Origin of the sequence: Rhodococcus sp. Eu-32 (assembly GCF_003336925.1) — a bacterium.
Classification (GTDB): domain Bacteria; phylum Actinomycetota; class Actinomycetes; order Mycobacteriales; family Mycobacteriaceae; genus Rhodococcoides; species Rhodococcoides kyotonensis_B.
Map to the genome: position 1 here is coordinate 19,407 of NZ_QGNK01000010.1, position 25,753 is coordinate 45,159.

General features: G+C 64.0%; 21 protein-coding genes and 1 pseudogene. 16 read left to right on the top strand and 6 right to left on the bottom strand.

Annotation, left to right across the window (positions count from 1 at the left end; genetic code table 11):
• Positions 1-11: 11 nt before the first annotated feature.
• Entirely contained in the window at positions 12-1,292 is a 1,281-nt protein-coding gene (locus DK926_RS13765) for an MFS transporter (RefSeq protein WP_114330889.1), read from the top strand.
• A 30-nt stretch (positions 1,293-1,322) separates the two neighbouring features.
• Here DK926_RS13765 and DK926_RS13770 read toward each other — a convergent pair whose 3' ends face one another.
• On the bottom strand, positions 1,323-2,954 hold the full coding sequence (locus tag DK926_RS13770) for a helix-turn-helix domain-containing protein (protein WP_114330890.1): 1,632 nt from the start codon (positions 2,952-2,954) through the stop codon (positions 1,323-1,325).
• A 131-nt stretch (positions 2,955-3,085) separates the two neighbouring features.
• Between DK926_RS13770 and pruA the strand changes: the two genes are divergently transcribed.
• From pruA to DK926_RS13785, 3 genes are all read left to right on the top strand, one after another.
• Positions 3,086-4,729 carry an L-glutamate gamma-semialdehyde dehydrogenase gene (pruA, locus tag DK926_RS13775; protein ID WP_114330891.1) on the top strand — a complete coding sequence of 548 codons (1,644 nt, stop codon included), beginning with the start codon at positions 3,086-3,088 and terminating at the stop codon, positions 4,727-4,729.
• Entirely contained in the window at positions 4,729-5,691 is a 963-nt protein-coding gene (locus DK926_RS13780; RefSeq protein ID WP_114331004.1) for a proline dehydrogenase family protein, read from the top strand. The genes pruA and DK926_RS13780 overlap by 1 nt, the downstream gene beginning before the upstream one ends.
• Before the next feature lie 62 nt (positions 5,692-5,753).
• The gene (locus DK926_RS13785; RefSeq protein ID WP_114330892.1) at positions 5,754-7,079 is read left to right on the top strand and encodes a diacylglycerol kinase family protein; all 1,326 of its coding nucleotides are present in this window, start codon (positions 5,754-5,756) and stop codon (positions 7,077-7,079) included.
• Here DK926_RS13785 and DK926_RS13790 read toward each other — a convergent pair.
• Together DK926_RS13790 and DK926_RS13795 are read right to left on the bottom strand one after the other, a co-directional pair.
• On the bottom strand, positions 7,064-8,752 hold the full coding sequence (locus DK926_RS13790) for a SulP family inorganic anion transporter (RefSeq protein ID WP_114331005.1): 1,689 nt from the start codon (positions 8,750-8,752) through the stop codon (positions 7,064-7,066). The two genes, DK926_RS13785 and DK926_RS13790, sit on opposite strands and share 16 nt — an antisense overlap.
• Before the next feature lie 238 nt (positions 8,753-8,990).
• Positions 8,991-9,440, bottom strand: coding sequence for an acetyltransferase (locus DK926_RS13795; RefSeq protein WP_114330893.1), 450 nt, complete (start codon positions 9,438-9,440; stop codon positions 8,991-8,993).
• 175 nt (positions 9,441-9,615) lie between these two features.
• Between DK926_RS13795 and DK926_RS13800 the strand changes: the two genes are divergently transcribed.
• From DK926_RS13800 to DK926_RS13810, 3 genes are all read left to right on the top strand, one after another.
• A complete protein-coding gene (locus DK926_RS13800) occupies positions 9,616-10,470 on the top strand; it encodes a helix-turn-helix transcriptional regulator (RefSeq protein WP_207890816.1) in 855 nt (284 codons plus the stop codon).
• Between the two features lie 85 nt (positions 10,471-10,555).
• Positions 10,556-11,482 (top strand): SDR family oxidoreductase, encoded by a 927-nt coding sequence (locus DK926_RS13805; RefSeq protein WP_114330895.1) that lies wholly within the window; start codon positions 10,556-10,558, stop codon positions 11,480-11,482.
• A 142-nt stretch (positions 11,483-11,624) separates the two neighbouring features.
• Positions 11,625-12,515 (top strand): universal stress protein, encoded by an 891-nt coding sequence (locus DK926_RS13810; RefSeq protein WP_114330896.1) that lies wholly within the window; start codon positions 11,625-11,627, stop codon positions 12,513-12,515.
• A 17-nt stretch (positions 12,516-12,532) separates the two neighbouring features.
• On the opposite strand, the gene DK926_RS13815 is transcribed toward DK926_RS13810, so the two are convergent.
• Both DK926_RS13815 and DK926_RS13820 read right to left on the bottom strand, forming a co-directional pair.
• Positions 12,533-13,570 carry a zinc-binding alcohol dehydrogenase family protein gene (locus tag DK926_RS13815; protein WP_114330897.1) on the bottom strand — a complete coding sequence of 346 codons (1,038 nt, stop codon included), beginning with the start codon at positions 13,568-13,570 and terminating at the stop codon, positions 12,533-12,535.
• Between the two features lie 14 nt (positions 13,571-13,584).
• Positions 13,585-14,121, bottom strand: coding sequence for a flavodoxin domain-containing protein (locus DK926_RS13820; protein WP_114331006.1), 537 nt, complete (start codon positions 14,119-14,121; stop codon positions 13,585-13,587).
• A gap of 222 nt (positions 14,122-14,343) precedes the next feature.
• Between DK926_RS13820 and DK926_RS13825 the strand changes: the two genes are divergently transcribed.
• Positions 14,344-14,913, top strand: a complete 570-nt coding sequence (locus tag DK926_RS13825) for a hypothetical protein (protein ID WP_114330898.1) — start codon at positions 14,344-14,346, stop codon at positions 14,911-14,913.
• Between the two features lie 49 nt (positions 14,914-14,962).
• Here DK926_RS13825 and DK926_RS13830 read toward each other — a convergent pair whose 3' ends face one another.
• Positions 14,963-16,057, bottom strand: coding sequence for a pyridoxal-phosphate dependent enzyme (locus DK926_RS13830; protein WP_114330899.1), 1,095 nt, complete (start codon positions 16,055-16,057; stop codon positions 14,963-14,965).
• A 221-nt stretch (positions 16,058-16,278) separates the two neighbouring features.
• Here DK926_RS13830 and DK926_RS13835 point away from each other — a divergent pair, with 221 nt between their 5' ends.
• The 8 genes and pseudogenes from DK926_RS13835 to DK926_RS13870 all read left to right on the top strand — a co-directional run bounded on the left by DK926_RS13835 (position 16,279) and on the right by DK926_RS13870 (position 25,724).
• Positions 16,279-17,931: an ABC transporter substrate-binding protein gene (locus DK926_RS13835; RefSeq protein ID WP_114331007.1), complete on the top strand. Its 1,653-nt coding sequence runs from the start codon at positions 16,279-16,281 to the stop codon at positions 17,929-17,931.
• Positions 17,931-18,929: an ABC transporter permease gene (locus tag DK926_RS13840; protein ID WP_114330900.1), complete on the top strand. Its 999-nt coding sequence runs from the start codon at positions 17,931-17,933 to the stop codon at positions 18,927-18,929. The genes DK926_RS13835 and DK926_RS13840 overlap by 1 nt, the downstream gene beginning before the upstream one ends.
• A gap of 2 nt (positions 18,930-18,931) precedes the next feature.
• Positions 18,932-19,774 (top strand): ABC transporter permease, encoded by an 843-nt coding sequence (locus DK926_RS13845; protein WP_114330901.1) that lies wholly within the window; start codon positions 18,932-18,934, stop codon positions 19,772-19,774.
• 1 nt (position 19,775) lies between these two features.
• Positions 19,776-21,434: an ABC transporter ATP-binding protein gene (locus DK926_RS13850; protein ID WP_114330902.1), complete on the top strand. Its 1,659-nt coding sequence runs from the start codon at positions 19,776-19,778 to the stop codon at positions 21,432-21,434.
• A gap of 23 nt (positions 21,435-21,457) precedes the next feature.
• Positions 21,458-22,387, top strand: a complete 930-nt coding sequence (locus DK926_RS13855; protein ID WP_114330903.1) for a TauD/TfdA family dioxygenase — start codon at positions 21,458-21,460, stop codon at positions 22,385-22,387.
• A complete protein-coding gene (locus DK926_RS13860; protein WP_114330904.1) occupies positions 22,384-23,637 on the top strand; it encodes an NtaA/DmoA family FMN-dependent monooxygenase in 1,254 nt (417 codons plus the stop codon). The genes DK926_RS13855 and DK926_RS13860 overlap by 4 nt, the downstream gene beginning before the upstream one ends.
• 27 nt (positions 23,638-23,664) lie before the next feature.
• Positions 23,665-24,672, top strand: a pseudogene (locus tag DK926_RS13865) (aldo/keto reductase).
• Positions 24,669-25,724, top strand: a complete 1,056-nt coding sequence (locus DK926_RS13870) for an LLM class flavin-dependent oxidoreductase (RefSeq protein WP_114330905.1) — start codon at positions 24,669-24,671, stop codon at positions 25,722-25,724. Before DK926_RS13865 ends, DK926_RS13870 begins: the two are co-directional and overlap by 4 nt.
• The last annotated feature ends 29 nt before the right edge of the window (positions 25,725-25,753 follow it).

The window sequence follows — 25,753 nt, forward strand, 5'->3', positions numbered from 1 at the left end:
CGACGAGGGAGATGTGCGTGGCCGCGGGCCCTGACACTCGAGCACGAAAATGGGGCTGGTCGTTCATCGTCGAAATGAGGCGGGCCAGCCCTGCGATTCGTTTGCTCGTCCTGACCCAGTTGACGTTCAACGTCGGGTTCTTCATGGTGCTGCCGTACCTATCGGTGCACTTGACCGGTGATCTCGGTCTCGGCGCAGCCGTGGTCGGCGTCGTGCTCGGAGTGCGGACGTTCTCGCAGCAGGGGCTCTTCTTCGTCGGGGGGACTCTGTCCGATCGATGGGGCGTCAAGCCCGTCGTCCTCGTCGGCTGTGTCGTGCGTGTGGCGGGATTTCTCGGCTTGTCCGTGTCGGACTCTCTGGCCGGCGTGCTCGCCTCGACGGTCGCCGTCGGATTCGCGGCAGCTCTGTTCTCGCCCGCGGTCGAATCTGCGATAGCGACCGAGGCGGGCAAGAGTGAACGCGACGGCGGACCCAGCCGAGTGCAGACATTCGCGTTGCTGTCGGTGTGCAATCAGATCGGATCGTTCACCGGTCCCTTGGTGGGATCGCTCTTGTTGCTCGTCGATTTCCGGCTCGCGTGCGTGGTGGCGGCGTTGATTTTCGTCGGAGTGCTTGTGGCGCATCTGAAGTGGCTGCCCCGAGGGCCGGGCGAGCATCGGGGGGACTCCTGGCTCGCGGGGTGGAACGAAGTGGTGCACAACAAAGTGTTCGTGCTGTTCGCGCTCGCGATGAGCACCCAGTTGATTGCCTACAACCAGCTGTACCTGTTGCTCCCTCTCGAAGTCGAACGTGCGTGGGGTTCGCAGTCGGTGCTGGGGTGGTTCTTCGCCCTGTCCGCGATGTTCGTGGTGTCGTCCCAGATGTTCGTCACCCGGACGGTCGGCCGCAGATCACCGCGCGTGGTTCTGCCGATCGGATTCATGATGATGGCACTGTCGTTCGTGGTCGTCGCGCTCGCGACGCCGCTGCAGCTCGACGGTCTGGTGGGTCTGCTCCCGGCCGCCGTGTTCGTCCTCGTGCTCGCGCTCGGACAGATGGTCACACTGCCGCAGGCGCGCGATCTCGTTCCTCGCCTCGCTTCCGAGAGGCGTTTGGGCTCGTACTACGGATTCATGGCGTCGCTGGGTGGCATCGGCGTGCTCGTCGGGTCGGTTGTCGTCGGTGCCGTCGTCGATGCGGTTCCGGCCACCGGGTGGGCGTCGGGGTCACCGTGGCTCGTGGCCGCCGCGTTCCCCGTCGTGAGCGCCTTGGGCATGCGGGCGATCCTGAAGAGGGTTCCGGCCCCGGAGTAAGGCTTTTCTTTCGACGAGGTGGCCGTGTGCTCATCGCCCGGGCGAGTTACACGGCAGCGCGAGCTGCAGTTCGAGCAGCAGCCGGTCCGCTCGGTCGGACAGGTCGATCCCCACGATCTGCTCGACACGACGGAGTCGATAGCGAAGTGTGTTGGGGTGCACCTGCACTCGCCGAGCAGCCGCGCGCACGTCACCGTGCTCGTGCAGAAACGCCTCCACGCTCTGTCGTAACGACGAGCCCTTGTTCTCGTCGTACTCGAACAACGCCTGCACGCGCGGGTCGTGCAATTCGGGATGGCTGTGGAGCACCGTGAGGGACTCGCCGAGCAGTACCGCGGTCATCGACTCGGCCAATGTCGTGACGCGTGTGCTCGTCCTCGACTTCGCGGTGCCGTTCAGTACCCGGTCCACTTCGGTCCGAGCTGCCGCGACCCGGCCGAGGTGCTCGATGTCGAGCGCAATCGCCGCATGGAGGACCGCGCGGTATCTGGTCTCGAAGTGCGCAACGAGCTGACGAGTCCACGCTGTCACGGCGGTGGGCGACGAATATCGGGGGAGTAGAACGTAAGTGCGATGGTCGACGATGGTCGCAATCGAGTCTCGTCGAAACGCGCTCGCATGGAGTCGCAGAGCGCTTCCCATCGTCGCAAGATCCGCGACGGGCGCCGAGGAGCCCGGGACGCGGGCGAATCCGATCACCGCGCCCGGGCCGTCGACCGGTAGACCGAGAGCGCTCGCGATCGAGGGCACGTCGACGCTGGTGCCTCGGGCACCGAACAAACGCTGAATCAGAACGCCGTGGGTGGTCGACGCGTCGAGTGTTCTCGAGATGAGTGTCGACGCAATCGCCGACGCTCCCCGCAGCACATCGGCTGCATCGTCGGAGAACGGAGTGTTGCCCTCCTGCAGCCAGATCGTCCCGAGGTTACGTGGCGGGAGGGTTCCGTCCACCGACGGCTGTCGAATGCTCACTGCCAGACGGTGTTCGGTACCGAGTTCGTCGTGCGCAGGGATGTCGACGACGTCGTCGCTGTCGCGAAGGCGATCGAAAACTCCCCAGTCCCGCAGCGCGCGCAGATAGTCCTGCGGCCCCTCGCGTCCCAGAATCGACAGTGTACGAAGCTCGTCCGCGGTCTCGTCTGACGCGGAATAGGCCAGGACATGCGAGTGGACGTCCTCGATCGAGACCATTCCCGACGCGTTGTCGGCGGTGATGCGCGCCAGGTCGAACAGGTCTGTCTCCGCGGCGAGCAAATCGGGGTCGCCGACGCGGGTGCGCCGAAGGACCCGCTGTATCAACGGAAACAGTTGATTCCACCGCGCGTCAGGGTGCACGGCCACCAGGGCCACGCCGGCTCGACGGGCTGCAGCGGCCATCGACGACCGACGTGCAGCGTGTTTCGTCATCACGACTTTCGGCCGGGCCTCGGGTGCCGTCGAGCCGAGCGAGTGCAGCCACGTGACGGCGTCGTCCTCGTGGACGCCGACCAGGAGATAGACGTCCGACAACGGCGTGCGGGCGTTCCGGCCTGCGGCGAGCTCGTCGCCGTCCACCAGTTCGGCCGTGGTGACGACGACGTCATCGCCGGTCGGCGCTTCCAACAGACCGACGACGGCCGAGTCCAGTGCGTCGAGAAGTGCACCCAACGTCACGACGTCCATGTGTTCGACTGTACGAATTCTGCCCGGAAACTTCGGCCGATCGGCTGAATCTCGGCGTCGCGAATCGATGTTGACTGCTATCAGGACGATTACCGCGGCGAGATGCCGCCCTGTTTCGAGGAGGACGCATCATGGACGCGATCACGAACACTCCGCGGCCGACCAACGAGCCCGTCGGGTCCTTCGAACCAGGAAGCGCGGAACGCACTCGACTGCAGGACGCACTCGCCGAACTGTCGAGTGCGCATACCGAGATCAGCCACGTCATCGGAGGGGAGCACCGGCGCAGTCCAGGCCCGACGATCGACGTGGTGCAACCGCATCGGCACGCCAGTGTTCTCGGCACCTTCACGTTGCCGACGGACACCGACGTTTCCGACGCCATCACCGCGGCGTGCGATGCCGCACCCACATGGCGTGCCCTGTCGTTCGACGATCGCGCGGCCGTCTTTCTGCGTGCAGCGGACCTACTGGCCGGACCGTGGCGTGAAAAGATCACTGCGGCAACGATGTTGGGACAATCCAAGACTGCGTATCAGGCGGAGATCGATGCGCCGTGCGAACTCGTGGATTTCTGGCGTTTCAACGTGCATTTCGCCCGGCAGATCCTCGAGGATCAACCGGTCTCGTCTCCGGGTGTATGGAACAAGGTCGAGTACCGCCCTCTCGAAGGGTTCGTGTACGCGATCACGCCGTTCAACTTCACCGCCATCGCAGGGAACCTCCCGACCGCGCCGGCGCTCATGGGAAACACCGTCCTGTGGAAGCCGTCGGGAACCCAGTCTCTCGCCGCCTACTGGACGATGAGGCTGCTCGAAGCGGCGGGCCTGCCGCCTGGTGTCATCAATCTGGTCAACGGGCACGGACCCGAGGTCTCGAAGGTTGCGTTGTCCGATCCCCGTCTCGCCGGGATCCATTTCACGGGATCGACAGCGACGTTCAAGTCACTGTGGCAGCAAGTCGGACACAACATCGGCAGCTACGACTCCTACCCTCGGTTGGTCGGTGAAACAGGTGGAAAGGATTTCGTGCTCGCGCACAGCAGTGCCGACCCCGACGTGCTCACCACCGCATTGATCCGCGGCGCGTTCGACTACCAGGGCCAGAAGTGTTCGGCAGCATCGCGTGCGTTCGTTCCGGCGTCGGTCTGGTCGGCGATGGGCACCGACCTGATCGACAAGGTGCAGTCGCTGTCCTACGGCGACGTCACGGACTTCCGCAATTTCGGCGGCGCCGTCATCGACAAACGCGCATTCGATCGCAACGCGGCCGCCTTGGAGCGAGCCAAGGCGACCCCCAGTCTGACGATTGCAGCGGGTGGTGGCGCCGACGACCGTGTCGGCTTCTTCGTTGAGCCGACGGTTCTGCTCGGAGACGACCCCACCGACGACGCGTTCCGTACCGAGTACTTCGGGCCGATCCTGTCCATCCACGTCTACGACGACTCCAAGCCACGCGCGTTCGACGACATCATCGACGTCGTGGACGCGGGCTCGGCGTACGCACTCACCGGTTCCGTCATCGCCGACGACCGGGCTGCAGTGGCGAAAGCTGTCGAGGGACTTCGGTTCGCGGCGGGCAACTTCTACGTCAACGACAAGCCGACGGGCGCTGTCGTCGGCCAGCAGCCGTTCGGAGGCGCGAGGGCGTCGGGAACGAACGACAAGGCAGGGTCTCCGCTGAACCTGTTGCGGTGGGCGTCCGCGCGGACGATCAAGGAAACGTTCGTTCCCCCGACCGACCATTCGTATCCGCATCAGAGGGAGGAGCTGTGATGCCGTTCTCCACTCTCGTCCGGCCGGTGCTGCTGGCGGCGGCTCGGTCTCCACGCATCGAACGCACCGTCACGCGGGTACCGGTGACCAAGAAGGTCGTCGACAGATTCGTCGCAGGCGACACCGAGGACGATGCAGTGCGAGCAGCAGCCGCGATCCTGTCGTCGGGACGTGACATCACCGTCGACTTCCTCGGCGAGGACACCGGAGAACCCGCGCAAGCGACGGCGACCGTCGAGCACTATCTGACCTTGCTGTCCACTCTGGCGCAGCTGCCGCTACCGAGGACCGGCGTCTCGACTCGTTCGGTGGAAGTGTCGGTGAAGCTGACGGCGCTCGGGCTGTGTCTGCCCGAGGACGGCCCTCGGATCGCGCTCGAGAATGCTCGCACAATCTGTTCGGCAGCAACAGAAGTGGGCGCGCGGGTCACCATCGACGCCGAGGATCACAGCACGGCCGAGTCGAGGCTCGACATCGTGCGCGCATTGCGCGAGAACTTCCCGACGGTCGGAACGGTGCTGCAGGCGTACCTGAAGCGAACCGAACAGGATTGCCGCGATCTGGCCGGACCGGGATCACGAATTCGCCTGTGCAAGGGAGCGTACGACGAACCGGCGTCGGTGGCCTATCGGGGAGCGCAGTCGGTGGACGAGAACTATCTCGCGTGCTTGCGAATCCTGATGTCGGGCAGGGGATACCCGATGGTGGCTACACACGATCCCGTGATGATCTCCGCTGCGCAGCAACTCGCCGTCGGCGAGAATCGCTCGTCGAACGACTTCGAGTTCCAGATGCTCTACGGAATCCGCGACGCCGAACAGACCCGTCTTGCCGAGGAGGGGCATCGAGTTCGGGTCTATGTGCCGTACGGGACCGAGTGGTACGGGTACTTCATGCGTCGACTTGCCGAGCGACCGGCCAATCTTGCCTTCTTCTCGCGGTCTTTGATCTCGAACAGGTGACAACGACCGCCGTCGATGGCGGAAGATGGACCGGGGGTGGCGTCGTAGTCGGGGGAGGGGCGATGAGGGGGAACGGAAGTCGACGGTGGCCGGCGCGTGCGGCGATACTGTTCGCTGTCGCGGCGTCCGTCGTTCCGGTGGTGTTCGCCGGCGTACTCGGGACCGTTGCGCTCGTGCTCGTGGGTGTAGGTGGAGTCGTCGTCACGGTCGCCGCGTTGTATTGGTTCCTTACTCGGCGCGGGTTGTTCCGGTGGTTGGGGCTCGGAATCGCGATCGCTGCGCCGATCGTCATGCTCGCGTTGTTCGTACGATCCCGTCTGTTCTGGGTCGTGTTGCTGTCCTATGCGCTCGCGGCGCTGGCCGTCGCGTGTGCCCGCCGCGCTCTGCGGCAACGACGTGCAGAGGCGATCATGCCCGAGCGCGACGTGCCCCCGCCGCAACGGCCGTTCGTCGTCATGAATCCGTATTCGGGTGGCGGAAAGGTCGAGAAGTTCGATCTGAAACGCAAAGCCGAGGAGCTGGGCGCGGACGTCGTCCTGTTGGAGGGGCCGGGCACGGTCGACGTCACCGCGTTGTCCGAACGAGCGGTCGAGCAGGGGGCAGACCTGCTCGGGGTGGCAGGTGGCGATGGGACGCAGGCGCTGGTTGCCGCCGTCGCGGCCGAACATCACGTGCCGTTCCTGGTCATCAGTGCGGGAACTCGCAACCACTTCGCCATGGACCTCGGACTCGACCGTGCGGACCCGTCACGATCACTGGATGCTCTGCGCGACGGGGTTGAACTGCACGTCGACCTCGGGTTCATCAACGGTCGGCCGTTCGTGAACAATGCGTCGTTCGGCGTGTACGCCGAGATCGTCCGCAGTCCTGCCTATCGCGACGACAAGACTGCCACGGTGTTGAAGATGCTTCCGGATCTGCTGATTGAAAACGAGGGGCACCGGTTGGTCGCGCGAATCGGTGACACGACGGTCGAGGGTCCGCAGGCAATTCTGGTGAGCAACAATCCGTACGGCAGTACCGATTTGGCGGGTCTGAGTCGACGAGACCGTCTCGACCGGGGCGTCCTCGGCGCGGTCACCGTGTCCGTGGCCAACACGAGACAAGCCGTCGGCTTGTTGCGTCGCACCAACATTCACGGGCTCACGCAGAACACTGCCGTCGAGGTCACCGTTGCCGCCGACGCCGCTCGGATCCCGGTAGGAGTCGACGGTGAATCTCTCGAGCTGGCGACCCCCGTGCGGTGCATCGTCGAACCGGGCGTGCTTCGCGTGCGTGTCCCCAGGTCGAGACCAGGCGTGCGACCCGCCACTCCGGTATTCGACTGGGTCCGATTGTGGCGCTTGGCTTTTCGCTCAGAGACCATGTCCGATCAGGCGCGATCCTGAAAGGCGGCCACCGCCGACTCGACGGTGGGGTAGAAGTGCGTTGCGTCGAATCTGTCGCCGACACCGAATCGGATCAGACGGTCCTTGATCGGACCCTTCATCTCGGCGAACGCCAGACGAATTCCGTTCCCCTCCAAGTAGATGTCCAGGTCGACCAGCTCGTCGACTGCGGTCGTATCGAGTCCGGTGATCGGTTCGGCAGCGACGACGACCCATTCGACCGGAGTGGGTGCGTCGGCGACGACGGACCGTACGTACTCGTCGAAAATCTCGCCGTTGGCGAAGAACAACGGTGCATCGAATCGAACCAGCACCAGCCCTGGAATGCGATGCCCTGCCGGATGGCGCTCGACGTCGTGAAATCCCGCGCGATCGGGCAGGCTGATCAATTCGGTGCGATACGGCTGCCACGCCCGAGCGACGACCGCGACGAACGACAGGCCGATGGCAACGAGAATTCCCTGCAGTACGCCGACGAGGGCCACGCCGAGGAATGCCGCGATCGCGAGACCGAATTCGACCGTGCTCATGCGCCACAGCCGAACCAACCCCTTCACGTCGACGAGCGCGGTGGCCGCCACGATCACGACGGCCGCGAGCGCTGCGTCGGGGAGATAACTCGTCACCCCGGGAGCCACGAGTACGAACACCAGGACCGCGACGGCGCCGACCACGCACGCAAGTTGCGTCCGTGCGCCGCTCTGTTCGGCAACCGGTGTTCGAGATCCACTCGCCGAGATGGGGAATCCGCCGAACAGTCCACCGGCGACGTTCGCGACTCCGACGGCCTTCATCTCGGTGCTGCCGTCGACATCGTCGCCACGCCGAGCAGCGAAGGTGCGGGAGAGAACACCTGTGTCGGCGAATGCAATCAGGGCGATACCGGCTGCGGGTCCGACGAGTCGCCCCACATCGCCCCAATCGACTCCGCCGAACGACGGCAGCGGTAGTCCTGCCGGCAATGCACCGACCATTCCGATTTCGTCGGTAAGTCCCAACGTGGCGGACGCGACGACGGCGCCGACGACTGCGACGAGCACACCCGGCACCCGGGGTGCCCCGAGACGCAGTCCGATGATGACGACCAGCGATGCCACGCCTACTGCGGCGGCAATCGGATCGATCTCGCCCCGTGCGACCGACGTCGCTATCCCTCCGATTTCGCCGACGAGGCCTGTTGCGTCCACCGAGAATCCCAACAGCTTGGGGAGCTGGCCGACCACGACGATGAGCGCGATTGCGTTCAGATAGCCGAGTCGGATGGGTTTGGACAGGAGCTGGGTCACGAACCCGAGCCGGAGAAAGCCTCCGATGAGCAACACCAGTCCCACGAGGACGCCGAGGACGCCCGCGAGGGCGAGCGCGCTTTCCGGGTCGTCCGCGACGGCCAACGGCACGACCGCGGCAGCGATCAACGGTGCCAGTGACGAATCCGGGCCCAGGACAAGTATTTTCGACGGTCCGACCAGCGCGTAGGCGAGGAGCGGAACGATCGTCGCGTAGAGGCCGGCGTACGCGGGTAGACCGGCCGCCTCCGCGTACCCCATCCCCGCCGGAATGAGCAGGGCGGTGAGGACGAGCCCGGCGGTGATGTCACGGCGCAGCCACTCCCGACGATAGTCGCGCGCGGTGGCGATACCGGGTAGCCGGCCGAGGATCGGTTGTCCGGGCACGACGGTCACGACTGTCGAACGCGCCGCGGATCGACGTCCGCAGTGACGGGTGCGGCACCGTCCGGCCCGCGTTCGTCGACCTCATCCATGCCACACCCCCACTTCCAGCTGCGGGCGGCCGCCTGTCGTCGAACTGAACGCGGCCCCGCGGGTGGTGTCATTGTCCGCCGATCAAGCAGGTTTCGTCGTGCAACGGCGAGTTTCGCGTCGTCGTCGAGCGAGGACAGCCGAGTCCTATCTACCGCCGCATGTGGAGGATCGGGAACGGTCGACCATCTGCGTCCGTCTCCGAGCGGCTCTCGACCCTGAAGCCGTTACGTTCATAGAAGCCGACGGCCGTCGGGTTTTGTTCGTTCACGTCGAGCTGCAGGTCGGGATGTTGCTGCAGCGCATGCTGCAGCAACGCCGAGCCGACGCCACGTCCATGGAGGTCTCCGCTGACGAACAGCATCTCGAGAGAATTCCCGGATAGTCCTGAGAATCCGAGGAGGACGCCTGTGCTGTCCGCGACGGTCAGCTCGACGGCTGGAAAATAGTCGCTGATCATCCGGAACTCGTAGAAGTCGATGTCCGCGGCCGTCAAGAAGTCATGGGTCGCTTCGACAGCGGTACGCCAGATACGCACGAGCGTCGGCCATTCGGCTCTGCCCGTGCACGGTCGGAGTGTGAAACTTTCAGGAGCGCCCATGCGCTCGGATGCTACGGCGCATTCCGATGGACCACCGCGGCAACCTGCGCGACCTCGTCCCTGACCCGGTCGTGTCGAAAGACTCGATCGTGGGGTGTGAGGGGTGGATTGCTGGTCCCTGGTCGGCGGCTCCTGTCTCAGGGTATGAACGTGGCATGAAAATGCCGAACGTGTAATGCGAGAGCGCGCTGTGATCGACCGCGTCGAATTGGCGGCATTTCTTCGTCGTCGACGAGAGTCGCTACATCCCGAAGACGTCGGCATGTCGCGCGGCCGACGACGGCGTGCAGTCGGTCTGAGGCGTGAAGAGGTGGCAGAGCTCTGCCACATGTCGACCGACTACTACGCGAGGTTGGAGCGTGGAACGGGTCCGCATCCTTCGGTCGAGATGATCGCGTCGATCTGTCAAGGACTGCATCTGTCGGTGGCGGAACGTGACCACGTGTTTCGGCTCGCCGGCCACAACCCACCTGTACGAGGAACCGAGAGCGATCATGTCGGTCCTGGTGTGCTGCGGATTCTGGATCGCCTGCAGGACACCCCGGCGGAGGTGGTGTCCGAACTGGGGGAGACGCTTCGACAGACGCCGCTCAGTGCGGCGTTGACCGGTGATGCGTCGTTACGCGTCGGAACCGCGCGCAGTCTCGGCTATCGATGGTTCGCCGATCCCAGCACGCGGGAGATGTATCACCCGGACGAGCGCGACTTCCTTTCGCGCCTGTACGTCTCCGGTTTGCGTGAAATCGTCACCCTTCGGGGCCCGGGGTCTCGCGCTGCCGAATACGTCGACCTCCTGCACGATCGAAGCGAGGAATTTCGAGCGTTGTGGGCAGCGCACGAGGTGGGATTGCGTCCGAGGCACGTCAAGCGGTTCGTCCATCCGATCGTGGGTGAACTCGAGCTGCAGTGTCAGACCCTGCTCGATCCCGACCAGTTCCACCGACTTCTCGTGTACACCGCGGTACCCGGTAGCGACAGCTACGAGAAACTACAGCTGCTGGCTGTCGTCGGCACGCAGACAATTCCTTAACGGTGGATCGACAGTCACTGGCTATCGACGGGACGGACCGCGAACATCGAGGGTGTAACGGAAACCGAACGAGCGGGAGCGACTCATGGCACACCACACCGATATTCGAGATTCGACCGGCAAACTGGCGATCGTGACCGGCGCGAGCGACGGGATCGGGCGAGTTGTCGCAACGCGCCTCGCCGCCGCAGGCGCCGAAGTGCTGATGCCGGTTCGCAATTCTGCGAAGGGCGCGGCCGCGATCGAACAAATCCGTGCCGCCGTGCCGGGGGCGAAGGTGTCGACGCGGCCTCTCGACCTCGCGTCGTTGAATTCTGTTGCGGCACTGGTGGACAGCATCCGAGCCGACGGGCGTGCGATCGACATCCTCGTCAACAACGCAGGTGTCATGCAGCCGCCGAACCGGCAGGTCACCGAGGACGGGTTCGAGTTGCAGTTCGGGACGAATCATCTGGGGCACTTCGCGCTGACGCTCGGCCTGCTGGACTTGTTGCGCGAGGGTGGTGCACGAGTGACGCATCAGACGAGCATCGCGGCGCGATCGGGCTCGATCAGCTGGGACGATCCGAACTGGGAGAAGCATTACGACGTCTCGAAAGCGTACGCTCAGTCCAAGCTTGCGGTCGCGCTGTTCGCGCGAGAACTCGACTCACGAAGCAAGGCCGCCGGGTGGGGAATCTCCAGCAACATCGCCCATCCCGGTGTGTCTCCCACGAATCTGCTTGCTGCGCAACCAGGTATGGGCAGAGACAAGAACGTGGTCGGCAGACGCGTCATCAGTGCATTGACCCGCGTGGGTGTTACCGGCACCGTCGAGAGTGCTGCCCGTCCAGCTGTCGTGGCGGCAGTGGGCACCACGTCGGAAGGAGACCAGTTCTTCGGTCCGACTCGCGTGATCGGTGGGCCGCCCGCACTCCGAACGCTGTGGAAGCCGATGCAGAACATGGAGCACGCCAGGCGGTTGTGGGACCTGTCCGAAAGGCTTCTCGACGGACGGGTGTCACCGCGATAGGTCGCGGTGCCGGCCGGGGGGCAACCTGCGTCGTCCCGAGGCGCCGATAGAGCCTTCGGCGAGGACTTTCGGCACTGACGGCGTCGGCCGCGTCGAGGAAATCTAAGGGCCATCATTCGCTTCGACCGGGAGGGTGACTCGGATGGATGAATCGACGAACGACGCGATGCCGATCTACGTCGGCATCGACGGGTCCGTTCCGGCTCTGGAAGCCGCACGGTGGGCGGGGGAGTACGCCGCTCGGATTCGACGCTCGGTGGTCTTGGTGCATTCGCTTCCTGATGTGACCTGGTACCTGGGTACGGGGGTGCTTGCGGGGGAGCAGGAGATTCTCGGCGAGCTGCGCGAGGTGGGACGGCAGGCGCTCGACGCTGCAGAACGCGCCGTACGGGAGGTGAACCCGAGCATCGACCTGAGGGCGGTGCAGACGCGCAAATCCGTCACCGACTACTTCGAATCGGTATCGGACGATGCGCACGTCATCGTCGTCGGCTCCCGTCGGTCGTCTGCGCTGACCGATCTCGTGCTCGGGGGCGAGGTGATTCGGGTGTGCAACTCGGTCGAGTGCCCCGTGCTGGTGTGGCGCGCACACTCGGCGGACGACGCCGATGCAGACATGCCGGTCGTCGTCGGAGTCGACGGTACGGAGTCGTCGAATCACGCGTTGCGTGCCGCGTTCGAGTTCGCCGACACCGTGAAGGCCCCGGTCATCGCGACACATGCGTGGCAGATCGCAGAGTCCGTCGGAGTGGGATACGCGGCGGGTCTCATCGACTGGGACCGGTTGCGCAGCGATCAGCGGCAATGGCTGCGCGACACGGTCAACCCCATCGCCGATTCGTTCGCGGATGTCGCGGTCACGTGCGCGAGCGTCGAAGGCCAAGCGGCACATCATCTTCGAACACTGTCCGCCTCTGCTCAGCTCGTCGTCGTCGGGAGCCGTGGCCGGGGAAAGATGGCAGGAGCGTTACTCGGTTCGGTGAGCCAGAACATGATTCATCACGCGCAGTGTCCCGTTTTGGTCGTGCACTGACCGATTCGACCGCCAGGTCACATGACGACGACGGCAGCACCGGCAAATCGACCGTGACTGAGATCCCGCAACGCCGTCGGAACTTGGTCCAGTCCGTATTCGACGGTCTCGAGGCGGAGATGAGTATCCTTGCACCGCTCCAAAAATGAACGTGCGTCGGTCCGAGTGTTGGACTCGATGCTTCGAAGGTGCTTTTCGTGAAAGAGATGTCGGTCGTAGTTCAACGGAGGCACGTCGCTCATGTGGATTCCAGCGAGCACCACGGTGCCGCCGGGTGCCAGCGCCTCCAGTGCGGCAGGTACTGCCTCGCCGATCGGCGCGAAAACGATTGCTGCGTCGACGTTTTCGGGAGGAGCGTCGAACGTGTCCTGCGCCGACGCCGCGCCCAGGGCCAGTGCCAGCTTTCGAGCCGCGCGGTCTCTCGTCATCACGTGGACCGTCGAACCTTCGGATCGGGCGAGTTGCGCGACGATATGTGCGCTGGCGCCGAAACCGTACAGGCCGAGCTTCCCAGACGGTGGGAGGCCGGAGAGTCGAAACGCTCGGTATCCGATGATGCCTGCGCACAGCAGGGGCGCGAGTTCGGTCGTACTGTAGCCCCCCGGCAGAGGCAGGGCGTAGGCCGCCGGCACGACCGTCCACTCGGCGAACCCGCCGTCTCGGTCCCACCCCGTGTACAGAGAACGCGCACAAAGGTTTTCGCATCCGGACCGGCAGAACGCGCACGTCCCACAGGTGTGTCGTAGCCAAGGAATGCCGACTGGGTCCCCGACGCGGAAGGTCGTCTCGGTACGAGGCCCGATGTCGTGAACATGTCCGACGACTTCGTGACCAGGCACCACATGGGCCCTATGTACCGGTAGGTCACCCTCGACGACGTGCAGGTCGGTCCTGCAGACGCCGCACGCGTCGACTCGGACGAGGAGTTCGCCGTCCCAGGGACGCGGTCGAGGCTCGTCGAAGGACGAAAGCGCATTGCCGTCGATACGGGTGGGTGTGGTCGTGCGCCAGACACGTCCGAGTTCGCTCGACTGCGAGGAGGCTGTCGGAGGCATGCGCTTCCCGGCCTTCAGTGTGTCGACCCCGAGGTCACTTGCTGTCTCAACTCTCGACCCCAGCGTTCTGCGCGGTCGAGTTCGTGAGGCTTCAATCGTGAATTCTTGTCGACGAGGAAACTTTCGGGTGGGCGAATCACACTGTAACCCAGGCGACGTAGTCGTTTCGCGATCGTCTTCGACGCTCGTCCGGTCAACAAGGGTGAGCGGTCGAGCCGGGTGTCGAAGCTGGCCGCCATTCCGGTCGACGGGGCCAGCGTCGACAGCCACTCGCGAACACCCGCACTCGACGCGTCGGCCTCGAGGTGCATGGGTGCGTTCGGTTTCGTCGCTGCTCCGATGGCGGCATCCCGCGTCCTGAGCCGACTCAACCCGTGAACGTGCGTCGGGCCTCCGACGACGAGCAGGTCGTACGAGGCAACGTCGCATTCCGACGCGTGTGACGCGGGCACCACGTCGACGTCGTCGGTCACGCGCATTCCCCGGGCGATGGCCTGGGCGACGAGACGGGTACTGCCGTACATGGATTCGTAGACCACAAGGGTGTTCATCGGTTCCTCCTGACGAAGACGTCCATCGAGTGGCATGTGTTCGTGTTCTCGCACATTCGACGATCGAGGATCGGCGGAGTGCACGCGAGAGTCGTAGGTCCTGCGGATGTGCACTGCTCGACACGCTGTGCTGTTGCAACCGAGTTCCGACCCGTCTACTCTGCGTGTAGACGAACTAGTAACCCTACAGTCACCGTTTCGGGTGCAGAGAAGAGGAGAACCATGACGATCACGACAGAAGCGACGTCCAGATCGACCCACGAGGTGGAATTGCGTCGGCTCTATCTCGGGCGTTTCGCATTCGCGCTGCTGTGGGCGGCGTCGCTGATACTGGCCGGGGGCTCGTCGGGGCCGGCGCTGACTCTTCTGCTGGTCGTCTACCCGCTGGTCGACGCGGCCGCGGTTCTGTGGCAGGTGAGGAACCGCCACAACGGACAGGGGGCGCGTATCGCGCAGTGGATCAATGTCTTGGTGAGCGTTGTCGTCGCGGTCGCGCTCGGGTGGGCGTCGACCGTGTCCATCGCAACGGTCCTGGTCGTATGGGGAATTTGGGCTGTCGGATCAGGCCTTCCGCAACTCGTCACTGCGGTGCGAAACCGGCATCGCGGGGGTCAGGTGCCTCAGATGCTCAGCGGCGGCATTTCGATACTGGCCGGGGGCGGCTTTCTGGCACAGGGCGTGCAGGGTGCCTCCGAGATCGGAGGAGTCGCAGGCTACGCGGTTCTGGGCGGAATTTTCTTCCTGCTGTCGGGTATCCGGCTCGGTCTCTTCGCGCGACGCACAGCGCCCTGAACCGCGCCGCGGTGCGGACACTGTTGCCGTCGCCGGCCGAAACCGTCGATCAGTTCGTTCTCGACAGGCGACCCAGGTGGTCGGCGAGCCGATCGTCCTCCTGCATGACGTCGGTGACAGCGATGAAACCGTCGTCCGCGGGGGTGGGAAGCCCGCGCGCGATGAGCCAGTCGTCGTCGAAGAGCTTGTTCAGATATCCGCGTCCGGAGTCGATGAGCAGTGACACCACTGTGTCGGCTGCATCGAGTTCGCGGGCTAATTCTGTGGTCGCGGCGGCGACCGTACCCGACGATATGCCCACGAGTAGGCCTTCGCGCCGGGCAAGGCTACGCGCGGCTCGGAAGCTGGACGGGTCGTCGACGCGAATGATGCGGTCGACGACATCCTGGTCGTAGGTCGTCGGCCAGTCGCCGTCCGGCATCGCGCGTCCTGCGCCCTCCACGTAGTACGGCGTCACCTCACCGGAGTAGGCCGACCCGATCGGATCGGCGCCGATGATCTGCACGCGTCCGTCCGAGACCTCTTTGAGGTAACGGCCTGTGCCACTGATGGTTCCGCCGGTTCCGATGTTGGCAACGAAGTGAGTGATTCTGCCTTCGGTCTGTTCCCAGATCTCCGGACCGGTGCCGTTGTAGTGCGCTGCAGGGTTCGCGGGGTTGTCGTACTGCGCCGACGACCACGCGTTCGGTATCTCCTCGACGAGTCGGGTCACGATGCTGCGGACGTTTCGTGGATGGCCGAGCTCGAATTGCGCGCCGGTGAGGACGATTTCGGCACCGAATGCGCGCAGAACCGAGATCTTCTCGGGTGAGACCTTGTCGGATGCCACGAGAATGGTTCGGTAGCCCTTGGTTGCCGCGATCATCGCGAGCCCGGCTCCCGTGTTTCCCGAGGTACCGTCGATGATCACCGAGTCCGGAGTCAGGAGACCGTCGCGCTCGGCCTGCTCGATCATCGACGCCGCAATGCGATCCTTTGCCGAGCCGCCCGGGTTGACGAACTCGATCTTGCCGAACAACGTTGCCGCGCCGCTGGATTCGAGCCATCGCAACCGTACCAACGGCGTGCGACCGATGATGTCTCGGACCGACCCGACGGGCGTCGGTGTACGTCCGATGTCGGCGATCGTCGACAGTTCCGTCATGAATGCTTCCTCTCGTAATCCACCCGGCTCGTGCACACCCGTGGATCCTCAATCTATCGGCGAACATCAACGTTGTAATCGGTTGAACTCGAGGCGATTCTTAGTGTTGGTTTGCGCGCGTCGTCGAGTAAGACTGTTGACTCCGACGTTCCTGCCGCCGCGGGCTGCTCGTGTCGAACAACGGCAGCCGCGTTTCGACGGATCTTCTCACGAGAGGCAACATGTCATACGAACTTGGGCGACGCCGATTCCTGGGGCTGAGTGCGGCTCTACTGGGATCGGGGCTGTTGGCGGCGTGCGGCGAACCGCCTGTGCCACGTGCGGTGGCCAACGGTTCGACCGTTCCCGTGTCGGGAGGTCGATTCACGTACCTCAACGAGAAGCTCATCGACGGATATCAACAGCAGAGCACGGGATCGTGGCATGTCGCTCAGGTCTGGAACCAGCTCGTGGAGAGACTGTTCTACTACGACGCAGGTGGGAATTTCGTACCGCATCTCGCAACGGGATACACCGAGAACGACGACCGAACCGAGTTCGGTCTGACGATCCGACAGGGCGTGACGTTCTCCAATGGTGAACGCCTCGATGCGGCGGCCGTCGCAGAGAACCTGAACTTCCTCGGCAAGGGGGACAAGGAGCGCGGCCTGCCGCGATCGGCGTACTTCCCGACGACGTACGGCGAGGCCGTGGCCGTCGACGACTATCAGGTCCGCGTTCGACTGACCGCGCCGTTCGGAGACTTCATTCAGAAGCTGGGCGCCTGGACTACCGTCGGAATCCTCGCGCCGGAGACCATCAGGGCGGGTCTTGAGGAACAATCGGATCTCCGAAAGATCCACGGCACAGGTCCTTTCGTGGTCGAGTCCTGGCTTCCCAGCAAGGAAGTGGTTCTGAGGCGCCGAGAGGACTACGCCTGGGCACGCGACGACGCGGCGCACAACGGGCCTGCCCACCTCGAGCGCGTCACCGTCCAGCAGGTCGTCGAGCCGTCCCTGCGTACGGGGTCGTTGCAGGCCGGCCAAGTCGACCTGATCCATTACGTACAGCCGACCGAAGAGCCGTTTGTCGCCAGAGATTTCGCCCTGATCGCGCCGAGCTTCTTCGGAAGCGTGTGGGGCCTGCAGCTTCGCCTCACTGCAGCTCACCTCGACGATATCCGTGTTCGAAAGGCGTTGACGCACGGCGTGGATCGTGCCGACATTCTGACCACGAATTACCCGAGCGGTGCATGGAAGGAAGCGAAGTCGACGTTCAACGACGTCGTCCCGGGAACACTCGACCTGCGTGATCGATTCGCGTACGACCCGGATCTTGCGAACAGTCTGCTGGACGACGCCGGGTGGACCGAATACGACGGCGACGGATACCGTGTGAAAGACGGTGAGCAACTCAGCTTCCTGATCTATCCGTCGGTTTACATCACGACGTCTGAGGCAGATCTTCAGTTGATCGCACAGCACTGGCGTCGTATCGGGGTGCGGTTGCAGATCGAGGGCACGGATTTCTCCAACTACAACTCGGTGACGGCACAACCGAGTGTGCCGCTCTACGAGAACCATTGGCTCGCCGGGAGTCAGACCGAGATGTGGCGTTGGTGGCACAGTTCGCAGGCAAACCAGTTCAAGGCGCCCGGCCCCGAACTCGACGCTTTGTTGGACACTCTCGTTCAGGCCACGTCGAATGCCGAACGGATCGAGGCGTCGAAAGCAGTGCAGGAATACGTGATCGACAACGCCTACTACATCCCCGTACACGAATTCATCCAGACCTGGGGCGCGTCCAATCGCTTGAAGGGATTATCGGTCGACGGTCTCGGCCTGATCAACTTCTACGACGCGTGGATCGGCGACGACACGGACAGGGACCAGTGATGGCAGCGGTATCTCCCACGGCCCGGTACGCGATCTCCAGAGTCGGCCAGGCACTCGTCACGATTCTGATCGTGTACGTCCTCGTGTTCGTGATCGTGACGCTGCTTCCCGGCGACCCTGTGTCGGGCAGGCTGAGCAACCCCGAGTACGGCTATTCGCAGGCTGAGATCGACGAGATGCTCGTGTATTTCAAACTGGATCAACCTGCGTGGCAGCAACTTCTGACCGCCCTCGAACGGTTGCTGCACGGCGATCTCGGGTTGTCGTACGCGTCGAACATTCCGGTGACGACGCTGCTGTGGTCGGGCGTACCGTCGACGCTTCAGTTGGCCGGCACGGCTTTCGTGTTCGCAGTCGTCCTCGCGGCGGCCATTGCCGTCGGCGCGTTCTTCCTTCCCGCTCGGTTCGGAGGCGGCGTGCTTCGCGCGTTCCCGTCGCTGTTCTTGTCGTTGCCGAACTTTCTGATCGGCCTCGTCGTGATCAACGTCTTCTCATTTCAGCTGGGCTGGTTCGTTCTGAGTGATTTCCGGAGCGCCGACGCGTTGATCTACCCCGCCGTGACCTTGGCCATCCCCGCCTCGGCGCCGATCGCGCAGGTGTTCATCTCGGCGCTGGATACCGCGCGCGCAGAGCAGTATTCGACGGTAGCGATCTCGAAAGGCATTGGTCGGGTGGGTTTGTTGACGCGCCATCTGCTCCCCAACGCGGCGCTTCCCACGCTGACCATCACGGCGATCATCGTCGGCGATCTGCTCGGTGGATCGATCATCACCGAGGCCATCTTCGGAAGAACGGGCGTGGGAACCGTCGTCGAGAAGGCCGTCAGTGAACAGGACGTCCCGGTGCTGCAGGCGGCTGTCGTCTTGGCAGCGGCACTGTTCTTGATCATCAATCTGATTGTGGATCTCGTCTATCCGGCGCTGGATCCACGCCTTCGTGGGGCGCGCGGGAGCATCACTGTGACACCGGCCCAGTACGCGAAACAACGGGAGGGTTAGAGATGGTCGCCATTTCCGCGACACCGCTGGCACGAATTCGGCCGGCGGCGAGAAGCTTCGGCGACATCTACACGGTGTTGGCGTTGGTGGTGGTAGCCGTCGTCGTGGCGTGGGCGCTGACTCCTGCTCTGTTCACCGATCAAGACCCGTACATGGGCATCACGGCCAACAAATTCCAGGCTCCGTCGATCGAGCATCTGTTCGGCACCGACCAACTCGGTCGAGACATCCTGGCTCGTGTCATCCACGGCACACGATCTGCAGTGCTCACCGCGTTGGTCGCGGTCGTCATCGGGCTCGTCGCAGGCAGCGTCGTGGGACTGGTTGCGGGATTCTTCGGACGAACGGCGGACGCGATACTGGGACGGCTCATCGATGCACTGCTGGCGATCCCGGGTTTTCTTCTCGCAGTGATCGTCGTGGTGTCTCTCGGATTCGCCAGCGTGAATGCCGCTATCGCGGTGGGTATCTCGTCGATCGCCGTGTTCGCTCGTCTGATCCGGTCCGAAACACTTCGAGTGAAGAACCGTGCATTCGTCGAATCGTCACGTGTGATCGGTGGCGGCAGACTCGTGGTGCTGTTCCAGCACGTGCTGCCCAACGTCTACCGATCCGTGTTGGCACTCGCGGTCCTTCAGTTCGGTCTTGCGATCATCAACATCTCGGCGCTCGCCTTCCTCGGATACGGAAATCCGCCGCCGAGCCCCGACTGGGGCTTGCTCGTCGCCGAGGGCAAGGACTTCTTCTATCGCTATCCGTGGTTGGTGTACGGTCCGGGCGCCGTGATGGTGCTGTCGGTGCTTGCACTGAATCAGTTGAGCAAATCGATCGGTAGGGACAAGTGACATGACTGCCATCTCCGAATACACCGAACAAACCATCGCCGACGACGCTTCGGCGCCATTGCTCACGGTCCGTGATCTCGCGGTGTCGTACAGCGGTGACCTCGAGGCACCGACGGTATCGGGAGTGTCGTTCGACGTGCCCGCCGGAACGACGGTTGCCGTCGTCGGCGAGTCCGGGTCGGGAAAGTCGACCGTCGTCAACGCCATTTTGAATTTGCTCGAGGATCGAGTCGCAGTCGGTGGCTCTGTGGAATTCGGCGGACGGAACGTACTGCGCCTGCGCGAGCGGGAATTCCGCCGCATCCGCGGTCGGCGAATCGGCTTCGTCCCACAGGACCCGACCGCCTCACTCGACCCCGTTCGGAGAATCGACCGTCAGATATTCGAGGCGTACCGCGCCTCCGGTCTTCCTGAGTACTCCAGGTCGTCCGATCACCACGCCCAAGCGGCCGAGCTTCTCCGGTCGGTCGGAATCGTCGATCCCGACCGTGCGCTGCACTCGTACCCGCATCAACTGTCCGGCGGCCAACTCCAGCGCGTGCTGATCGGCATCGCGATCTCGCAGAGACCCGAACTGATCGTGGCCGACGAGCCGACCTCCGCACTCGACGTGACGATCCAGAAGACGATTCTCGATCTGATCGACCGTCTGAAGTCCGAACACGGACTGTCCGTTCTGTTGATCACGCACGATCTGTCGTTGGCATCCGAGCGTTCGGAGACGGTCGTGGTGCTGAATGCGGGGCGAGTCGAGGAGACCGGGTCGTCGGTCGACGTGCTGCGTGATCCCCGGTCCGCCTACGCCCGAGCTTTGATCGACGACATTCCGAGCATCGAGCCCGATCGATTCGAGACGGCCAAGGCAGGGCGTCCCGTGCCCGGGCCAGAGCCTGCGCTCGTAGTCACCGATGTACGGAAGACGTTCCACAACGGGCGGCACCACACCGAGGCTCTGAAGGGAGTGTCCTTCGAGATCCCCGAGGGCCGAACTCACGCACTCGTCGGCGAATCCGGTTCCGGCAAATCGACTCTCGCGCGAATCGTGCTGAGACTGGAAGAACCCGATACCGGTCACGTCCTCGTCGCCGGACAGGATGTGTCCCACCTCGGAAAGCGGGAAATCAAGAATGCCCGCCGCAATCTGCAGTTGGTGTATCAGAATCCTTTTCATTCGCTCGATCCCACCTATTCGGTGGGCCGGCTGGTTGCCGAGCCGCTGGTGCGTTACAAGGTCGGGACGCGAACCGAACGACGTGAGCAGGCGCGTCGCGTACTCGGCCTCGTCGGTCTCGACGAGTCCTATCTCGATCGCCGGATCACCAAGCTGTCCGGTGGTCAGCGCCAACGCGTCGCCATCGCACGAGCCTTGAGTCTGAGTCCGAAGATCCTGATTCTCGACGAGCCGACGTCGGCTCTCGACGTCACCGTGCAGGCGCAAATTCTCGAGGTTCTGGTCGATCTGCAGGTGAAGCTCGGGCTCAGTTACCTGTTCATCTCGCACGACCTGAGCGTGGTCCGACAGTTCGCCGACACGGTGACGGTGCTGCGACACGGCGTCGTGCAGGAACACGGTGAGACAGCGGACGTGTTCGACGACCCCCGCACGGAATACACCTCGAGACTCGTCGAGTCCATTCCGAAAACAGTTGTCCGACAATAACTGCGAAGAACAGGAGTCAGCCCATGACAGCATCACCCGATACCGCGGTCGGTCTGGACGTCGTTCCGGTTGCCGGCTACATCGGAGCACAGATCACCGGTGTGGATCTGCGCGACGATCTCGACGAAGGAACCGTCGCCGAGATCCAGCGAGCGTTGAACGAATACAAGGTCGTGTTCTTCCGTGACCAACAGATCGGCCATGCCGAGCAGGTTGCTTTCGCGCGGAAGTTCGGCAAGGTGACGCCCGCGCATCCGCACGAGGAGAATGCCCCGGACGGATTCCCCGAGATCTTGCCCATCGACAGCAGGCGATACGACAAGAACCTCGGTCGCAAGCGCACGTCGTACGATCACAGCTGGCACACCGATGTCACGGCGCTGATCAACCCGCCCGCCGCGTCGATATTGCGCGCCGACATCCTGCCGCCGTACGGAGGCGACACTGCGTGGACGAATCTCGTTGCGGCATACGAAAACCTGCCGAAACAGTTGCGCGACTTCGTCGACACACTCGAGATCAAACATCGGTTCCAGGCTCGTGCCGCGGAGGGGAGCCAACGCGACCGAAAGATCAAGGAAGCAAACCTGGTTGCGTACCATCCGGCGGTTCGGGTGCACCCGTTGACCGGGGAACGTGCCTTGTTCGTCAGCCCCGGCTTCACCCGCGGAGCCCGTGAAATTCGCGGGTTCAGCCCCGACCAGAGCGAACGCTTGCTGAAACTCCTGTGGGCCGAGGCGACCAAGACCGAATACACGGTGCGATTCCAGTGGCAGCCGGGCAGTGTCGCATTCTGGGACAACCGGGCCACAGCACACCTCGCTATCGCCGATGCGGGCCACCTCGGGCACGACCGCGTTCTCTATCGCGTCACGCTGGAAGGTGATGTACCCAAGGGGGTCGACGGACGTGAATCCGTCGCGGTCTCCGGTGATCCGTTCTACGGCTCGTGAGCAGATATCTCCGGTTCACGGTCAATCTGATCCCGGGACCGCTTCAGGTTCGGGACGAGAACGGGGTGTCGCACCCGTTCGTCGACATCGATGACTTCGTCCGCTCGGCGCAGCTCGCCGAGCAGGCGAAGCTCGACGCGGTGTTCATCGCCGATTCGCAGGGCATCCCGCCGGATGGACGCGGGTTCGCGTATCTCGACCCGCTGGTCGTTCTACCCGCGTTGGCGAGAGAGACCGAGCACGTCGGGCTCGTCGCGACGGCGTCGACGACGTATGCCACCCCGTACGCGCTGGCTCGGTCCATCCTGTCGATCGACCACGTGTCGCATGGTCGCGCAGGGTGGAACATCATCACGACGATGGATCCGACGGTGGCCCGTAATTTCGGTCTCGACACCCCGCCGACGCGTGACGAACGATATCGGCGTGCACACGAATTCACGAAAGTGGTCGTTGCACTGTGGGAATCGTGGCGCGATGACCTGACGCAATCGTGGGACCTGAACGCCCTCGATCGTGCGCCCATCGATCATGACGGCGAGTTCTACTCGGTGGCGGGCCCGCTGCAGCTGCCGCGTTCGCGGCAGGGAAGGCCGGTGCTGTTCCAAGCGGGCGGCTCCGATCAGGGAATCGACGCTGCCGCCGAGTTCGCCGACGCCGTCTTCTCGGTCGGATCGACGGAGAGCTCCTCCCGCGACTATCGCGAGCGACTGAACAAGGAAACGAGAAACAAGCGCGGTGAGGCGTCGGGAGTTCTCGTACTGCCTGGGATCTTCTTCACCCTCGGCAGCACAGAGGACGAGGTACGCCGTCTGTTGCACGACGCGGAGAACGCACTCGACGGAACCGATGCGCTGCACCGGTTCGCCGCCCGTTTCGATCTCGAAGCCGAGGTCCTCGATCTCGACGGCCCGGTGCCACCGGAGGTCGCTGTGGCCGACAGCTCCCGGTCGATCGGGTTCGCGCAGGGCGGGGTCGACTTGGCGAGAGACAGGCCGGATCTGACGTTGCGTCGGTTCATCGTTCTCGGCGGCGGCGGCCATAGACGTGTATTCGGCACACCGGAGACCGTTGCCGACGAGCTGATCGGGTGGGCAGATCGTGGCGCTGCCGACGGTTACACGGTCTTCGCGGAGTCGTTGCCTCAGTTCGCCGATCACATCGTTCCGTTGTTGCAGGCGCGCGGAGTACATCGGCGCGATTACTCCGGGACGACGCTTCGGGACAATTTCGCACAACACACCGGCTGACGAATCAGCCGGAGCAGAGGAGTAGAAGTGACAGACATCGGAACTCGCAAGCTTGGATCCGACGGGCCGGTTGTGTCATCGATCGGGTTGGGCTTCATGTCCTTTCGTACCGGTTCCGGGCCGCACGACGAGCACGATGCACGCGCCGTCGTCGACGCGGCGCTCGACTCGGGAATCACCCTGTTCGACACCGCCGACGTCTACGGGCCCGAGCACAGCGAAATTCTGCTCGGGCGTGTGTTGAAGGGCCGACGCGACAAGGCCGTCGTGGCTACGAAGTTCGGCAATCCTCTCGATCGGAACACCAATCCGAACCCCCGCATCGACGGGCGTCCCGACTACGTGCGTCGTGCGATCGAGGGCTCGCTGCGCCGGCTGGGCGTGGATCACGTCGACCTGTACTACCTCCACCGTGTCGATCCCGAGGTCCCCATCGAGGACACCGTCGGCGCGCTGTCCGAGTTGGTGGGGGCCGGAAAGGTGCTGCACATCGGGTTGTCCGAGGCAGGCCCCGGCACCATTCGACGGGCGCATGCGGTTCATCCCATCGCCGCGATTCAGAGTGAGTGGTCTCTGTTCAGTCGTGACATCGAAAGTTCGACGGTCCCGATCGCGCGGGAACTGGGTATAGGCGTCGTTCCGTATTCGCCCCTGGGACGTGCCTGGTTGACCGGCGCGGTGCAGTCGAAGTCGGACGTCAAGCAGGCGCTGGGAGCACACCCGCGGTTCGCCGACGAGAACTTCGAGCACAATCGCGCGCTTGCCGCCGAGGTGACCTCTGTCGCAGCGGAATTGGGTCTCAGACCGTCATAGGTCGCCTTGGCCTGGATCCTGGGCCGCGGTGACGACGTCGTGCCGATTCCGGGTACGCGGCATTCCGAGTACGTGCGAGAGAACGCCGGTGCGTCGAATGTGGCTCTGTCGCAGCATCAGATCGATCGTCTGGAGAAGCTGGCAGGTCGAGTCGCGGGACACCGCTCACTGCGGCCCCAGAATTTGGGCACCGAAGCGCCGTTGCCGAGTGCGCAACGATGAGCCGAGACTTCCTCTGGTACATTCCCAACACCGTCGAGCCAGGTCACCGAGGTGACGACACGGTGGACGGGTGGGGCTCGCTGGAGTTCTCGGTCGAGCAGGCCCGGCTCGCCGAGCAACACGGCTGGGGCGGTGCATTGATCGGCACCGGCTGGGGTAGACCCGATACGTTCACCGTCGCGACGGCACTCGCGGCTCGGACGAAAACGTTCACACCTCTCATCGCGATTCGTCCCGGATACTGGCAGCCGGCGCACTTCGCCAGCGCGGCAGCGACGCTGTATCGGCTGTCTCGTGGGCGCGTGTTCGTCAACATCGTGAGCGGCACCGACGACCTGAGCGCGTACGGCGACGGCGAGTTCGACAAGTCGCGTCGCTACGACCGCACACGCGAGTTCCTACGCATCGTCCGTCGGCTGTGGTCCGAGGAGAACGTCACGGTCGACGGGAAGTTCTGGCAGCTCCAGAATTCGACGGCCGTGCCCCGATTACCCGACGGTGAGCGGCCGCGGTTGTACTTCGGTGGTGCCTCGGCGGCCGCGGAGGAAGTCGCAGCGGCCGAAGCGGACGTGCAGTTGTTCTGGGGCGAGCCTCTCGACGGGGTGGCCGAACGCATCGATCGTCTGAAGGTGTTGAGCGACAAAGTCGGACGCGAACACGCTCCCTTACAGTATGGCCTGCGAGTCACGACGTTGATTCGTGACACCCACGAGGAAGCATGGAGCGACGCCGAAGCAAAAGTACAGCAGATGGCCAAGTCCGTGGACCCCCTGCTCACTGCGAACCCCCGCGGCGCGACCGGGCAGCAGCGGCTGTTGGATCTCGCGGCGCGCGGGGACGTGCTCGACTCCAATCTCTACACCGCCCCCGGTCGTTACGGCGGCGGCGGTGCGGGAACGACGTGGCTCGTCGGGACGGCGACGGAAGTCGCGGAGTCGCTCGAACGCTACGCAGCGTTGGGAGTGACGCACTTCGTGTTGTCGGATACCCCGTACGCGCGGGAAGTCGTACGAATCGGTGAGGAACTGCTTCCTCTGTTGCGAGACGGCTGATTGCCGGGCGGGGTGTTCGGGAAGGTTTG

What these genes read in the sequence shown, in the direction of transcription:
- DK926_RS13850 (WP_114330902.1), top strand. Translation starts at nt 19,776, where the DNA reads ATGACTGCCATCTCCGAATACACCGAACAAACCATCGCCGACGACGCT.
- DK926_RS13835 (WP_114331007.1), top strand. Translation starts at nt 16,279, where the DNA reads ATGTCATACGAACTTGGGCGACGCCGATTCCTGGGGCTGAGTGCGGCT.
- DK926_RS13855 (WP_114330903.1), top strand. Translation starts at nt 21,458, where the DNA reads ATGACAGCATCACCCGATACCGCGGTCGGTCTGGACGTCGTTCCGGTT.
- DK926_RS13870 (WP_114330905.1), top strand. Translation starts at nt 24,669, where the DNA reads ATGAGCCGAGACTTCCTCTGGTACATTCCCAACACCGTCGAGCCAGGT.
- DK926_RS13765 (WP_114330889.1), top strand. Translation starts at nt 12, where the DNA reads ATGTGCGTGGCCGCGGGCCCTGACACTCGAGCACGAAAATGGGGCTGG.
- DK926_RS13770 (WP_114330890.1), bottom strand. Translation starts at nt 2,954, where the DNA reads ATGGACGTCGTGACGTTGGGTGCACTTCTCGACGCACTGGACTCGGCC.
- DK926_RS13785 (WP_114330892.1), top strand. Translation starts at nt 5,754, where the DNA reads ATGAGGGGGAACGGAAGTCGACGGTGGCCGGCGCGTGCGGCGATACTG.
- DK926_RS13840 (WP_114330900.1), top strand. Translation starts at nt 17,931, where the DNA reads ATGGCAGCGGTATCTCCCACGGCCCGGTACGCGATCTCCAGAGTCGGC.
- pruA (WP_114330891.1), top strand. Translation starts at nt 3,086, where the DNA reads ATGGACGCGATCACGAACACTCCGCGGCCGACCAACGAGCCCGTCGGG.
- DK926_RS13845 (WP_114330901.1), top strand. Translation starts at nt 18,932, where the DNA reads ATGGTCGCCATTTCCGCGACACCGCTGGCACGAATTCGGCCGGCGGCG.
- DK926_RS13805 (WP_114330895.1), top strand. Translation starts at nt 10,556, where the DNA reads ATGGCACACCACACCGATATTCGAGATTCGACCGGCAAACTGGCGATC.
- DK926_RS13795 (WP_114330893.1), bottom strand. Translation starts at nt 9,440, where the DNA reads ATGGGCGCTCCTGAAAGTTTCACACTCCGACCGTGCACGGGCAGAGCC.
- DK926_RS13810 (WP_114330896.1), top strand. Translation starts at nt 11,625, where the DNA reads ATGGATGAATCGACGAACGACGCGATGCCGATCTACGTCGGCATCGAC.
- DK926_RS13825 (WP_114330898.1), top strand. Translation starts at nt 14,344, where the DNA reads ATGACGATCACGACAGAAGCGACGTCCAGATCGACCCACGAGGTGGAA.
- DK926_RS13780 (WP_114331004.1), top strand. Translation starts at nt 4,729, where the DNA reads ATGCCGTTCTCCACTCTCGTCCGGCCGGTGCTGCTGGCGGCGGCTCGG.
- DK926_RS13815 (WP_114330897.1), bottom strand. Translation starts at nt 13,570, where the DNA reads ATGCCTCCGACAGCCTCCTCGCAGTCGAGCGAACTCGGACGTGTCTGG.
- DK926_RS13800 (WP_207890816.1), top strand. Translation starts at nt 9,616, where the DNA reads ATGCGAGAGCGCGCTGTGATCGACCGCGTCGAATTGGCGGCATTTCTT.
- DK926_RS13830 (WP_114330899.1), bottom strand. Translation starts at nt 16,057, where the DNA reads ATGACGGAACTGTCGACGATCGCCGACATCGGACGTACACCGACGCCC.
- DK926_RS13820 (WP_114331006.1), bottom strand. Translation starts at nt 14,121, where the DNA reads ATGAACACCCTTGTGGTCTACGAATCCATGTACGGCAGTACCCGTCTC.